8 protein-coding genes and 1 other RNA gene are annotated in these 13,662 nt (G+C 60.5%); 8 read left to right on the top strand and 1 reads right to left on the bottom strand.

Features of this window, described 5'->3' with window-relative positions; genetic code table 11:
• Position 1 precedes the first annotated feature (1 nt).
• From smc to ffs, 5 genes are all read left to right on the top strand, one after another.
• Positions 2–3,490: a chromosome segregation protein SMC gene (gene smc, locus CKW26_RS04990; RefSeq protein WP_095047729.1), complete on the top strand. Its 3,489-nt coding sequence runs from the start codon at positions 2–4 to the stop codon at positions 3,488–3,490.
• A gap of 261 nt (positions 3,491–3,751) precedes the next feature.
• Positions 3,752–4,615 (top strand): cell division protein ZipA, encoded by an 864-nt coding sequence (gene zipA, locus CKW26_RS04985; protein WP_034152851.1) that lies wholly within the window; start codon positions 3,752–3,754, stop codon positions 4,613–4,615.
• Between the two features lie 160 nt (positions 4,616–4,775).
• On the top strand, positions 4,776–7,133 hold the full coding sequence (gene ligA, locus CKW26_RS04980) for an NAD-dependent DNA ligase LigA (protein ID WP_095047728.1): 2,358 nt from the start codon (positions 4,776–4,778) through the stop codon (positions 7,131–7,133).
• A 171-nt stretch (positions 7,134–7,304) separates the two neighbouring features.
• Positions 7,305–8,468 (top strand): putative zinc-binding metallopeptidase, encoded by a 1,164-nt coding sequence (locus tag CKW26_RS04975; RefSeq protein WP_095047727.1) that lies wholly within the window; start codon positions 7,305–7,307, stop codon positions 8,466–8,468.
• Positions 8,469–8,602: 134 nt separating this feature from the next.
• An RNA gene (gene ffs / locus CKW26_RS04970) (signal recognition particle sRNA small type) lies at positions 8,603–8,699 on the top strand.
• A 211-nt stretch (positions 8,700–8,910) separates the two neighbouring features.
• On the opposite strand, the gene CKW26_RS04965 is transcribed toward ffs, so the two are convergent.
• Positions 8,911–9,660 carry an ABC transporter substrate-binding protein gene (locus CKW26_RS04965; protein ID WP_095047726.1) on the bottom strand — a complete coding sequence of 250 codons (750 nt, stop codon included), beginning with the start codon at positions 9,658–9,660 and terminating at the stop codon, positions 8,911–8,913.
• Between the two features lie 145 nt (positions 9,661–9,805).
• Here CKW26_RS04965 and dnaX point away from each other — a divergent pair, with 145 nt between their 5' ends.
• The 3 genes from dnaX to CKW26_RS04945 all read left to right on the top strand — a co-directional run bounded on the left by dnaX (position 9,806) and on the right by CKW26_RS04945 (position 13,631).
• The gene (gene dnaX, locus CKW26_RS04960) at positions 9,806–11,914 is read left to right on the top strand and encodes a DNA polymerase III subunit gamma/tau (protein WP_095047725.1); all 2,109 of its coding nucleotides are present in this window, start codon (positions 9,806–9,808) and stop codon (positions 11,912–11,914) included.
• Between the two features lie 67 nt (positions 11,915–11,981).
• Positions 11,982–12,320 (top strand): YbaB/EbfC family nucleoid-associated protein, encoded by a 339-nt coding sequence (locus CKW26_RS04955; RefSeq protein WP_016984747.1) that lies wholly within the window; start codon positions 11,982–11,984, stop codon positions 12,318–12,320.
• 276 nt (positions 12,321–12,596) lie between these two features.
• On the top strand, positions 12,597–13,631 hold the full coding sequence (locus tag CKW26_RS04945) for an NADP-dependent oxidoreductase (RefSeq protein WP_095047723.1): 1,035 nt from the start codon (positions 12,597–12,599) through the stop codon (positions 13,629–13,631).
• Positions 13,632–13,662 lie beyond the last annotated feature (31 nt).

The following is a 13,662-nucleotide window of genomic DNA, read 5'->3' as shown; positions in this document are numbered from 1 at the left end:
CGTGCGGCTCAAGTGCATCAAACTGGCGGGATTCAAATCCTTCGTCGACCCGACCACGGTGAACTTCCCCAGTAACATGGCGGCGGTCGTCGGGCCGAACGGTTGCGGCAAGTCGAACATCATCGACGCCGTACGCTGGGTGATGGGCGAGAGTTCGGCGAAGAACCTCCGTGGCGAGTCGATGACCGACGTCATCTTCAACGGTTCGACCAGCCGCAAACCGGTGAGTCAGGCCAGTATCGAGCTGGTTTTCGACAACTCCGACGGCACGCTCCTGGGCGAGTACGCCGCCTACGCCGAGATTTCGATTCGCCGTAAAGTCACCCGCGACAGCCAGACCACGTATTACCTCAACGGCACCAAATGCCGGCGTCGCGACATCACCGATATCTTCCTCGGCACCGGTCTGGGCCCGCGCAGTTACTCGATCATCGAGCAGGGGATGATCTCCAAGCTGATCGAATCCAAGCCGGAAGACTTGCGCAACTTCATCGAAGAAGCGGCCGGCATCTCGAAATATAAAGAGCGCCGCCGCGAGACCGAAAACCGCATCCGCCGCACCCACGAAAACCTCGCGCGTCTGACTGACCTGCGCGATGAGCTGGAGCGTCAGCTCGAGCGCCTGCACCGCCAGGCCGAAGCGGCGAAGAAGTATCAGGAATTTAAAGCCGAGGAGCGTCAGCTCAAGGCACAACTGTCGGCCCTGCGCTGGCAGGATCTCAACGAACAGGTTGGCCAGCGCGAGTCGATCATCGGCACCCAGGAAATCAGTTTCGAAGCGCTGGTCGCTGAGCAGCGCAATGCCGATGCGGCCATCGAACGTCTGCGCGACGGTCACCATGACCTGTCCGAACGCTTCAATCTGGTGCAGGGGCGCTTCTATTCGGTCGGCGGCGACATCGCCCGCGTCGAGCAGAGCATCCAGCACGGCCAGCAACGCTTGCGGCAGTTGCAGGACGACTTGAAAGAAGCCGAGCGCGCACGCCTCGAAACCGAATCACACCTGGGCCACGACCGCACGTTGCTGCTGACCCTCGGCGAAGAGCTGGACATGCTCACCCCTGAGCAGGAAGTCACCAGCGCTGCCGCCGAGGAAGCCGCCGCTGCGCTGGAAGATTCCGAATCGGTCATGCACGGCTGGCAGGAGCAGTGGGACGCCTTCAACCTGACCGCCGCCGAACCGCGCCGTCAGGCTGAAGTGCAGCAGTCGCGCATCCAGCAGCTGGAAACCAGCATGGAGCGTCTCGCTGATCGGCAAAAGCGTCTCGGTGAAGAGCGCGCGCTGCTCTCGGCTGACCCGGAAGACGCGGCGATCATGGAACTCAACGAGCAGCTCGCCGAGTCCGAAGCGACCCTCGAAGATTTGCAGACCAGCGAAGAAGCGCAGGTCGAAAAGCTTGAACAACTGCGTCAGGAGTTGCAGCAAGCGCTGACCGCGCAGCAACAGGCGCAGGGTGATTTGCAGCGCCTCAACGGTCGTCTGGCTTCCCTTGAAGCCTTGCAGCAAGCTGCGCTCGATCCGGGCACCGGCACTGCCGAATGGCTGAAAGAACACAACCTCGCCGAGCGTCCGCGTCTGGCCGAAGGCCTGAAGGTTGAGGCCGGTTGGGAACTGGCGGTGGAAACCGTACTCGGCGCCGACCTGCAAGCGGTGCTGGTCGACGACTTCAGCGGCTTCGATTTATCCGGTTTCACTCAGGGCGATCTGCGCCTGCTCAGCCCGGCCAGCGATGGCGTGCGCGTCGCTGGCAGCTTGCTCGATAAGGTCGAAGCGCAGATCGATCTGTCGCCGTGGCTCGGTCAGGTCAAACCGGTCGACAGCCTCGAGCAGGCCTTGGCCTTGCGCGGGCAATTGAGCGCCGGCGAGAGCTTGATCAGCCGCGACGGTTACTGGGTCGGTCGGCATTTTTTACGCGTGCGTCGGGCCAGCGAAGCGGAAAGCGGCATGCTCGCCCGGGGCCAGGAAATCGAAGCGCTGCATCTCGAACGCGAAGAGAAAGAAGCCACGGTCGAGGCTATGGAAACCCGTCTGCAAACCCTGCGCGCGCAACAGCGTCAGCAGGAAAACGGCCGCGAACATTTGCGCCGTTTGCTGCAAGACGAAGCGCGCCAGCAAGGTGAATTGAAAGCGCAGCTGTCCGCTGGCAAAGCCAAGGCTGAACAGCTGACGCTGCGCCGCACGCGTCTCGATGAAGAGCTGGTCGAGCTCGGCGAACAACGCGAACTCGAGCACGAACAGATCGGCGAAGCGCGCATGCAATTGCAGGAAGCGCTGGATGCCATGGCGCTGGACACCGAGCAGCGCGAGTTGCTGCTGGCCCAGCGCGACAGCCTGCGCGAACGCCTTGACCGGGTGCGTCAGGAAGCGCGCCAGCACAAGGATCACGCGCATCAATTGGCCGTGCGTCTTGGCTCGTTGCGCGCGCAGCATGACTCCACGCGTCAGGCGCTGGAGCGTCTGGAAATGCAGGCCGAGCGCCTGACTGAAAAGCGCGAACAGTTGAGTCTGAATCTGGAGGAGGGCGAGGCACCGCTGGAAGAGCTGCGCCTGAAACTCGAAGAACTGCTCGACAAGCGCATGACCGTCGATGAAGAACTGAAGACCGCGCAGATCGCTTTGGAAGATGCCGATCGCGAATTGCGCGACGCGGAAAAGCGCCGGACTCAGGCCGAGCAGCAATCGCAGTTGATTCGCGGCCAGCTCGAACAGCAACGCATGGAATGGCAAGCCCTGACCGTGCGCCGCAAGGCTTTGCAGGATCAGTTGCTCGAGGACGGCTACGATCTTAACGGCGTGCTCGCGACATTAACCGCACAAGCCAGTGAACGCGAAGCCGAAGAAGAACTCGAACGCATCAACGCGCGGATTCAGCGCCTGGGTGCGATCAACCTCGCGGCCATCGATGAATACACGCAACAGTCCGAGCGTAAACGTTATCTGGATGCCCAGGACGCCGATCTGGTCGAAGCGCTGGAGACCCTGGAAAACGTCATTCGCAAGATCGACAAGGAAACCCGTAACCGCTTCAAAGATACCTTTGATCAGATCAATGGTGGTTTACAGGCGCTTTTCCCGAAAGTTTTTGGTGGCGGGCGCGCGTATTTGGAACTGACGGGCGAAGATCTACTCGATACAGGGGTAACGATCATGGCGCAGCCGCCAGGGAAGAAGAACAGCACCATCCATTTGCTCTCCGGCGGGGAGAAAGCCCTGACCGCACTGGCACTGGTTTTTGCCATCTTCAAATTGAACCCGGCGCCGTTCTGCATGCTTGATGAGGTTGACGCACCACTGGATGACGCTAACGTTGGACGCTACGCACGCTTGGTCAAAGAGATGTCGCAGACCGTGCAGTTCATCTATATCACCCACAACAAGATCGCCATGGAAATGGCCGAGCAGTTGATGGGCGTAACGATGCATGAACCGGGTTGTTCGCGACTGGTAGCCGTGGATGTCGAGGAGGCGATGGCGATGGTGGACGCCTGAGTCAGCGTGGTGTCGGAAAAGGTAATTCAGGTCTGTAGGACTTTTTTACCAACTGCGACTTGCTGGCCAATCGACATATTCGCGCAAGCCAAATGAGACAGACGGTGTAAAGTTGTCTTTGGTCGTGCTAGTTTAATGTCAATTTTTCGTATACGTGGGCAAAACGCCTGTCAGAACATAGAGTTGGCGCCACGTTTTAAAGCGGTTTGCACAATGTAAACCCCTTATTTTTCAGCATTTTTTATAGAGGCACGGGATTACATGGAAATCGGTCTGCGCGAGTGGCTGATCGTCATCGGCATCATTGTGATAGCCGGTATTCTTTTCGATGGCTGGCGCCGTATGCGCGGCGGCAAGGGAAAACTGAAATTCCGTCTTGACCGAAGTCTGTCCAACCTGCCGGACGAGGACACCAGCGCTGAGCTGTTGGGCCCGGCTCGCGTGCTGGACACTCACAAAGAGCCGCAACTGGACGAACACGACCTGCCGTCGGTGAGCATGCCGGCCCGCGAAGCACGCGAGCCTCGCGAATCCGGTTCGAAACGTGGCAAGCGTGGCAGCAACGGTCCGGCGCAGGGTGACCTGAACCTCGATCTGGATCTGGACGGCGGCCCGAGCTTCAGCAGCCGTGACAACGATTTCGTTGAAGACAGCAAGCCTGCTCCGGCGATGGCCGACAAGGATCAGCCGCAAGCTGAAGAAGTATTGGTCATCAGCGTGATCTGCCGTGATGCCGCTGGCTTCAAAGGCCCGGCGCTGTTGCAGAACATTCTCGAAAGCGGTCTGCGTTTCGGCGAGATGGATATTTTCCACCGTCACGAAAGCATGGCTGGCAACGGTGAAGTGCTGTTCTCCATGGCTAACGCGGTCAAGCCGGGCATCTTTGATCTGGACGACATCGACCATTTCAGCACCCCGGCGGTAAGCTTCTTCCTCGGCCTGCCAGGCCCGCGTCATCCGAAGCAAGCCTTCGACGTGATGGTGGCTGCAGCCCGCAAGCTGTCGCAGGAATTGAACGGCGAACTGAAAGATGACCAGCGCAGCGTCCTGACCGCGCAGACCATCGAGCACTACCGTCAGCGCATCGTTGAATTCGAACGTCGCGCCTTGACCCAGAAGCGCTAAGGCCAAGATCAAAAGATCGCAGCCTCGTTTCACTCGACAGCTCCTACAGGATTGCGATGTCTGTAGGAGCTGCCGAAGGCTGCGATCTTTTGCTTCTGCTGCCAGAGATAGATGAATTAGAGCAGCTTCGGCTGCTCTTTTGCTTTTTGAGAGAACACCCATGACCGCCGCCAAAAACCGCATTCTTGAACTGCGCGCTGAACTCGATCAGCACAACTACCGTTACCACGTCCTCGACGAGCCGAGCATTCCGGACGCCGAGTACGACCGGTTGTTCCACGAGCTCAAAGCGCTGGAAGCGGCCAACCCGGAATTGATCACCAGCGACTCGCCGACCCAGCGCGTCGGCAGCGTGGCGCTGACCGCGTTCACCCAGGTGCGTCACGAAGTGCCGATGCTCAGCCTCGGCAACGCCTTCGAAGAAACCGATATGCGCGAATTTGATCGCCGGGTGACCGAAGGTCTGGACCTGCCGGCCGGCGATCTGTTCGGTGGCGGGGCGGCGGTGGAGTACAGCTGCGAGCCGAAACTTGATGGCCTGGCGGTCAGTCTGCTTTATCAGGACGGCGTGCTGGTACGCGGCGCCACGCGCGGCGACGGCACTACTGGCGAAGACATCAGCGTCAACGTGCGCACCGTGCGCAACATTCCCCTGAAACTGCATGGCGAAGGCTGGCCGACGACCCTGGAAGTGCGCGGTGAAGTGTTCATGTCCAAGGCCGGTTTCGAGCGTCTCAATGCCTCGCAACTGGAAGTCGGCGGCAAGACCTTCGCCAACCCGCGAAACGCCGCCGCCGGCAGCTTGCGTCAGCTCGATTCGAAGATCACCGCCAACCGTCCGCTGGAATTCTGCTGCTACGGCATCGGTCAGGTTTCCCACGATATTTCCGACACGCACATCGGCAACCTCAAGCAGTTGCAGAAGTGGGGCATGCCGATCAGTCACGAGCTGAAACTGGCCAAGGGCATCGGCGAATGCCTGGACTACTACCGCGACATCGGCGAGCGCCGTAACTCGCTGGCCTATGAAATCGATGGCGTGGTGTTCAAGGTCAACAGCATTGCCGATCAGCGCGAGCTGGGCTTCCGCGCCCGCGAGCCGCGCTGGGCGATTGCACATAAATTCCCGGCGATGGAAGAACTCACCGAGCTGCTCGACGTCGAGTTTCAAGTCGGTCGTACCGGTGCTGTCACCCCGGTCGCTCGTTTGAAACCGGTCAAGGTCGCCGGCGTCACCGTGGCCAACGCCACGCTGCACAACATGGACGAAGTCGCCCGTCTGGGTCTGATGATCGGCGACACCGTCATCATCCGTCGCGCCGGTGATGTGATTCCGCAAGTGGTGCAAGTGGTCATGGATCGCCGTCCCGAAAATGCGCGCGCGGTGCAGATTCCAGAGAACTGCCCGGTGTGCGGCTCGCACGTCGAGCGCACGCAACTGATCAAGCGCAGTAAAGGCAAGGAAACCGTCAGCGAAGGCGCGGTGTATCGCTGTGTCGGCCGTCTGGCCTGTGGCGCGCAACTGAAGCAGGCGATCATTCACTTTGTCTCGCGTCGGGCGATGGATATTGAAGGCTTGGGCGACAAGAGCGTGGAGCAATTGGTCGACGAAGGTCTGGTCAGTTCACCGGCCGATCTGTATGCGCTGAAGTTCGACGACATCGTCGATCTGGAAGGCTTTGCCGAGGTGTCGAGCAACAAACTGCTGGCGGCCATTGAAGACAGCAAGAAGCCGGGGCTGGCGCGTTTTATCTATGCGCTGGGTATCCCTGATGTCGGCGAGGAGACCGCCAAGGTGCTGGCGCGCTCGCTCGGTTCGCTGGAACGCGTGCAGCAGGCATTGCCGCAAGTGCTGACCTATCTGCCGGATGTGGGGCTGGAAGTGGCGCACGAGATTCACAGCTTCTTTGAAGATGCGCATAACCAGCAGGTCATCGCTGAGTTGCTGGGCCATGGTCTGCAGATTCAGGATCAGGGTGAGCTGGGTGCCGAGTTTGCCGCCAGCGCCACGCTGGGTGGCTTCCTCGACAAGCTGCACATTCCTTCGGTCGGCCCGGGCGGCGCGCAGAAGTTGGCGGACAAGTTCGGTTCGCTGGAAGCGGTGCTGAATGCTGACTGGCTGGACATGCGTCAGGCCTTGCCGGAGAAGCAGGCCAATTCGGTTCGCGAGTTTTTTGCACTGCCTGAGAACCGGCAACTGGCTGAGAAATCCGAAAAGCAACTGCGTGATTTCGGCATGCACTGGCAGAGCGAGAAGAAAGTCGTCGAAGGTTTGCCGCTGTCCGGCGAGACTTGGGTGCTGACTGGCAAAGTTGAGTTGATGAGCCGTGATGTCGCCAAGGAGCATCTGGAAAGCCTGGGCGCCAAAGTCGCGGGTTCGGTGTCTGCGAAGACTCATTGCGTCGTGGCAGGCCCCGGTGCCGGTTCCAAATTGACCAAGGCCAATGAGCTGGGCGTAAAAGTGATGGACGAAGAAACCTTCATCGCCTTCCTCAAAACCCATGGCCTGAACGTTTGATCGTTCCCACGCTCCCGCGTGGGAATGCCACCCCGGACGCTCCGCGTCCGCTGTGACGCAGAGCGTCACTGGATGCATTCCCACGCAGAGCGTTGGAACGATCAGCAAAGTGCGGGAACGATGTTGTCACGGGAATGATCTAGTCTTGGCAAGCCCCAGGGAGAGATCGCCATGCACCGTTTTTTCGAGCAGCTCAGTTCCCGCATCATCGCGCCGTTCATGGGCGAATCCTCACGCAACAGCAAACTCTGGCCGTGCCGCTGCGGCCAGTCGCTGTTCTTTCGTAACAGCCAGTGTCTGGCCTGCAACGCATTGCTTGGTTATCAAGCCGAAGAAAGTCGCCTGACTTCGCTGCAACCGGGGCCGTATGAGGGCACCTGGACGCTCGATGCCGACCCCGAGGCCGGACTGTTTCGCCGCTGCGCCAACCTCGACACAGCCGCCGCGTGCAACTGGCTGCTGCCGGCCAACGAACACGACAGCCTATGCATCGCCTGCAGCCTCAATCGCACCATCCCCGACCTGTCCGCCCCGGACAACCCTGAGCGTTGGCGCAAAGTCGAAATCGCCAAGCGTCGCCTCGTTGCGCAACTGATCACCCTCGGCCTGCAAGTCATCCCGAAAACCGTTGATGAAGACACTGGGCTGGCCTTCGACTTCATCGGCGTCGACCTCGAAGGCAACGCGCCGATGACCGGCCACGCCAATGGCCTGATCACCCTCGACATCAAAGAAGCCGACGACGCCCACCGCGAGCAGGTGAGGGCGGCGATGCATGAACCTTACCGCACACTGCTCGGGCATTTTCGTCATGAGGTTGGCCATTACTACTGGGATCGCCTGATCGCCAACGGCCCCTGGCTCGATTCATTCCGCAGCCTGTTCGGTGACGAACGCGCCAGTTACGCCGAGGCGCTGGACCGTCACTACCAACAAGGCGCACCGCAGGACTGGCCGCAGTACTACGTCAGCGCCTACGCGACCATGCACCCGTGGGAAGACTGGGCGGAAACCTGGGCGCATTACCTGCACATGATGGATGCGGTGGACACGGCGTTGGGCTTTGGCATGAGCGCGCGGGAAATGGATTTCGACTACCAGCCGTTTCCGCCCAGCACGCTGTACGACCCGGAGCATCCCGGCGGCGAGGCGTTCCTCTCATTCGTCAATGCGTGGATCGAATTGGCCGGCATGCTCAATGAACTGTCACGGAGCATGGGCCAGCCGGATTTCTACCCGTTCGTGCTGCCGGCACCGGCGATTGCCAAGCTGCACTTCATTCATCTGGTGATCCAGCAGGCGGGCGGCAGGGCGGATGAGGTTCTGACCCTGTAGGCGCTGCCGCTGGCTGCGATCTTTATGTCCTTGAGCCCGTTCATATTTTTTATCTGCAACCAACGGTTGTAACTTCGCTTCAGATAGGTACAATGGCGCGGCTCGCCGACAGGCAAGCGTCGTTATGGTGACCCCATCGGTCCCCCCGCAACGATTACCCGTGAACCTGGTCAGAGCCGGAAGGCAGCAGCCACAGCGGGAACATTGTGTGCCGGGGTGTGGCTGGTGGGGTTACCACCTTAACGAACAATCGAACGCTTCAAACAGAACTGCATGGGTTTCGCCCACTGCGGTTTTTTTGTTTCTGCGATTTGCCAAATCGACACATATTCCCCCTGTTGAAGATGACCCTGTGGGGGCTGGCTTGCCAGCGATAGCGGTGTGTCAGGTTCATCTATTTGACTGAAAATCCGCAATCGCTGGCAAGCCAGCTCCCACAAGGTTATGGGGTGTTGTCGGAGTGGCCGGTGTAGAGCCGGATAATCTCATCAATCTCCCCCGATATCTTCATCCGCAACAACGTGCGCAAGACCAGTTGCACCGGCACCTTCGGGTCATTGCGCACATAGCAACCCACCTTCTGCTCCTGCAACACGGCGACACCTTGCAGTTGCTGCTCAGGCATCAACCGCTGATTAAACCAGTCCAGCGTCCACTGGTTACTCACCGCATAGCGATAACGCCCGGCCAGTAGTTTCTCCAGCACCTGCTCCTGATTACGCGCATCTTCCCGTTGCAGCCGATCAGCGTCGAACAACGGTTGCAGAGTCGGGTAGGTGTAGCCCAGAACGGTGCCGATGGATTGGCGGGGCAAATGCGCGGGGACGACACTGGCAGGTTGATCCTTGCGGCTGATCAACAGATCGCGCTGGAAGAACAACGGCAGACTCCAGATGTAGTCCCCCGACTGATTCGGCAGCCACGACTGTGCGGCATAGCAGCGCACGTCGATCTCGCCGTGTTCCATCGCGCTCTGCACGCGGGCGCGGGGCAGGACGTGAAACTCGGCCGGTACGCCGACTTGCGTGGCCAGGCTGAGCATCAGATCGTAAAGAATGCCTTGCGTGGGTCGCCCGCGTTCGTATTGCACCATCGGCATCGCCCAGCTGTCGGGCATGGCGAAGCGCAACGGGGTTTCCGCTGCCGTCACATTCAGGCTGATTCCCAGCAACGCCCCCACGGCCCACCGCATAAACGCTCCGGTAATTCCCGATCCCGAGCCGATAAAAGCCTCTGCTCATGCAGCTTAGCCATATTAGACGAGGACACCGGATGCAATTTTGCCCTTGCTCCGCTAGCATTAGCCGCTTCAGCTTCCTTCGTTGCGACGGTTTTCGATGAGTTATCAGGTTCTTGCACGTAAATGGCGTCCGCGCTCGTTCCGCGAAATGGTCGGCCAGACCCATGTGCTCAAGGCTCTGATCAATGCCTTGGACAGCCAGCGGCTGCACCACGCGTACCTGTTTACCGGTACGCGTGGGGTGGGTAAAACCACGATTGCGCGGATCATTGCCAAATGCCTGAACTGTGAGACAGGTATCACTTCCAGCCCGTGCGGCGAGTGTTCGGTGTGCCGGGAAATCGATGAGGGGCGCTTCGTCGACCTGATCGAGATCGATGCCGCGAGCCGCACCAAGGTCGAAGACACCCGCGAACTGCTCGACAACGTGCAGTACGCGCCAAGCCGTGGGCGCTTCAAGGTCTACCTGATCGACGAAGTGCACATGCTCTCCAGCCATTCCTTCAATGCGCTGCTGAAAACCCTCGAAGAGCCGCCGCCGTACGTCAAGTTCATCCTGGCGACCACTGACCCGCAGAAACTTCCGGCAACGATTTTGTCGCGCTGCCTGCAGTTCTCGCTGAAGAACATGACGCCGGAGCGTGTGGTCGAGCATTTGACCCACGTTCTCACTGCCGAGAACGTACCGTTCGAAGACGATGCACTGTGGCTGCTCGGTCGCGCCGCTGACGGTTCGATGCGTGACGCCATGAGCCTCACCGACCAGGCGATTGCCTTCGGTGAGGGCAAGGTTCTCGCTACCGACGTGCGGGCGATGCTCGGCACCCTGGATCACGGTCAGGTCTATGACGTCCTGCATTCATTGATCGAAGGCGACGCCAAGGCGTTGCTCGAAGCCGTGCGTCACTTGGCCGAACAAGGTCCGGACTGGAACGGCGTGCTCTCCGAAATTCTCAACGTGCTGCACCGCGTGGCCATCGCTCAGGCGTTGCCGGAAGGCGTCGACAATGGCCATGGCGACCGCGATCGCGTGTTGGCACTGGCGCAGGCCTTGCCTGCCGAAGACGTGCAGTTCTATTACCAGATGGGCCTGATCGGCCGCCGCGATTTACCGCTGGCGCCGGACCCGCGTGGTGGCTTCGAAATGGTCCTGCTGCGGATGCTGGCCTTCCGGCCCGCCGACACCGCGGACGCGCCGAGGCAACCGCTAAAGCCAGTGGGGATCAGCCAGGCCACAGTTGATTCCGCAAACTCCGTGGCTGCCGCGCCTAAACCTGCGCCGGTAGTCGCTGCGGCGGTTGGGCCGACGCTTGCTCCTGCGCCGGTGGCTGCAACTGCACCGGCTCCCGAGCCTGCGCCGGTTGCTCAAGTTGCTCAAGTTGCTCCCGTTGCCGAGCCAGAACCTGCGCCAGCGGCTGTCGTCGCCGAAGCAGTCGTCGATTTACCGTGGAATGATCCGGTAGAGCCAGAGCCAGAGCCCGAGCCTGCGCAGCAGCCAGCCGTAGAGCCCGTACTGGAAACCACCGCCGAGCAACCCGAGTTGCCGCCGATGCCGCTGCCGACCCCGGACAGCGTCGTTCCGGAGGCGCCTGAGTGGGCCGCCGCGCCGATTCCCGAGCCGTCGGTCGCCGACGTCGATGCCGCCACCCCGGGCATGGACCTGGACGACGAGCCGCCGCTGGATGAGGATTACATCGAGCCGGACATCGATTCGGCCTACAGCTACCTCGACGAACTGGCCAGCGAACACGCTGCCGAGCCTGCCCCGGAACCAGAGCCAGAGCCGGCAGCGGCGCCAGCCACAGGTCTGGCGTTGCAGTGGCTGGAGCTGTTCCCGAAACTGCCGATCTCCGGCATGACGGGCAGCATCGCCGCCAATTGCACATTGATCGCCGTCGATGGCGACCATTGGCTGATGCACCTCGACCCGGCGCACAGCGCACTGTTCAACGCCACGCAGCAGCGACGCCTCAACGACGCGTTGAACCAGTTCCATGGCCGCACGCTGAGCCTCACCATCGAGCTGATCAAGCCCGAGCAGGAAACCCCGGCGCAAGCGGCGTCCCGTCGGCGCGCCAACCGTCAGCGCGAGGCGGAGGAGTCGATCCACGGCGATCCGTTCATCCAGCAGATGGTTCAGCAGTTCGGCGCAGTGGTGCGACACGATACTATTGAACCTGTCGATGCCTTGGTCGCCCAAGGCTAATAACTGAAGGTGCCCGGCCTCGCTGGCCGGGCGCTGTTTTGATCCAAGTACTTTTGAGGTGATTCCCATGATGAAAGGTGGCATGGCCGGCCTGATGAAGCAGGCACAGCAGATGCAGGAAAAAATGGCCAAGATGCAGGAAGAACTGGCCAACGCCGAAGTCACCGGTAAGGCCGGCGGCGATATGGTCACCGTGGTGATGACCGGTCGTCACGACGTCAAAAGCGTGAGCATCGACCCAAGCCTGGTTGAAGGCATGAGCGAAGATGACAAAGAAATGTTGGAAGCGGTCATCGCCTCCGCCGTCAACGACGCAGTGCGCAAGATCGAAAAGAACAGTCAGGACAAAATGGGCAACATGACCGCTGGCATGAACCTGCCGGCCGGTATGAAACTGCCATTCTGATTCGCCAACCGGCGGCAGATGAGCTACACAAAATGCCAGGCATCGCGCCTGGCATTTTTGTTTCTGACTGATCATTCCCACGCTCTGCGTGGGAATGCAGCCCGGGACGCTCCGCGTTCCAAGTCCAGAGCCGAACGCGGAGCGTCCGTTGCGGCATTCCCACGCGGAGCATGGGAACGATCAATCCCGGCCAACTGAATAAACATCGAACGCGCAAAAGCTTCAACGGTCTGCTCCCTATACCCGCTGAATTAACCCTTCACAGGAGACGCTGACATGTCCGACCCTCTCACCCTCAACCAGCGCTTTGTCCTCGCCTCACGTCCGGTCGGTGCGCCGACCCCGGAAAACTTCCGCCTCGAACGCGAAGCCTTGCCGGATCTGCAGGACGGCCAGGTATTGTTGAAAACCCTGTACCTGTCCCTCGATCCCTACATGCGCGGGCGAATGAGCGACGCACCGTCCTACGCCGCGCCGGTACAAATCGGTGAAGTGATGACCGGCGGCGCGGTCAGCCGTGTCGAGGATTCACGTCATCCGAAATTCCATAAAGGCGATCTGGTGGTCGGCGCGACCGGTTGGCAGAGCCACAGCATCAGCGATGGCCGTGACATCATGCCGATCCCGGCCGGGTTGCCGAGCCCGTCGATGGCGCTGGGTGTGTTGGGCATGCCCGGCATGACCGCGTACATGGGGCTGATGGACATCGGCCAGCCAAAAGAGGGCGAAACATTGGTCGTGGCTGCTGCGTCCGGCGCGGTCGGTTCGGTGGTCGGGCAAGTGGCCAAGATCAAAGGGCTGCGCGCAGTCGGCGTGGCCGGCGGTGCCGATAAGTGCAAGTACGTGGTCGAAGAGTTGGGTTTTGATGCCTGCATCGATCACAAGGCGCCCGATTTTGCCGAGCAATTGGCCAAGGCCTGCCCCGATGGCATCGACATCTATTACGAGAACGTCGGTGGTCATGTGTTCGATGCCGTGGTGCCGTTGCTCAACCCCAAGGCGCGCATTCCGCTGTGCGGCCTGATCGCCGGTTACAACGCCTCCGAAACGCCAAAAGGCCCGGATCGCCTGCCGATGCTGCAACGCACGCTGCTGACCAAGCGCGTGCGCATTCAGGGCTTCATCGTGTTCGACGACTACGGTGATCGTCAGCCGGAGTTCATCAGCCACATGGTGCCGTGGGTACGCGATGGCAAGGTGAAATTCCGCGAGGACGTGGTCGAAGGCCTGGAGCAGGCGCCCGAGGCGTTTATCGGTCTGCTGGAAGGGCGCAACTTCGGCAAACTGGTGGTGAAGGTCGCCCAGGACTGAGTATTTGACGCTGGCCAGAGGCGCGGGTATA

It is taken from the genome of Pseudomonas sp. Irchel s3h9, from assembly GCF_900187475.1.
Taxonomy (GTDB): domain Bacteria; phylum Pseudomonadota; class Gammaproteobacteria; order Pseudomonadales; family Pseudomonadaceae; genus Aquipseudomonas; species Aquipseudomonas neuropathica.
Note: the sequence above shows the minus strand (reverse complement) of the source record. Positions and strands in the feature narration are given on the sequence as shown.

Coding starts and splice junctions, on each gene's coding strand:
- CKW26_RS04975 (WP_095047727.1), top strand. CDS start 7,305: ATGCACCGTTTTTTCGAGCAGCTCAGTTCCCGCATCATCGCGCCGTTC.
- dnaX (WP_095047725.1), top strand. CDS start 9,806: ATGAGTTATCAGGTTCTTGCACGTAAATGGCGTCCGCGCTCGTTCCGC.
- ligA (WP_095047728.1), top strand. CDS start 4,776: ATGACCGCCGCCAAAAACCGCATTCTTGAACTGCGCGCTGAACTCGAT.
- CKW26_RS04955 (WP_016984747.1), top strand. CDS start 11,982: ATGATGAAAGGTGGCATGGCCGGCCTGATGAAGCAGGCACAGCAGATG.
- zipA (WP_034152851.1), top strand. CDS start 3,752: ATGGAAATCGGTCTGCGCGAGTGGCTGATCGTCATCGGCATCATTGTG.
- CKW26_RS04945 (WP_095047723.1), top strand. CDS start 12,597: ATGTCCGACCCTCTCACCCTCAACCAGCGCTTTGTCCTCGCCTCACGT.
- CKW26_RS04965 (WP_095047726.1), bottom strand. CDS start 9,660: ATGCGGTGGGCCGTGGGGGCGTTGCTGGGAATCAGCCTGAATGTGACG.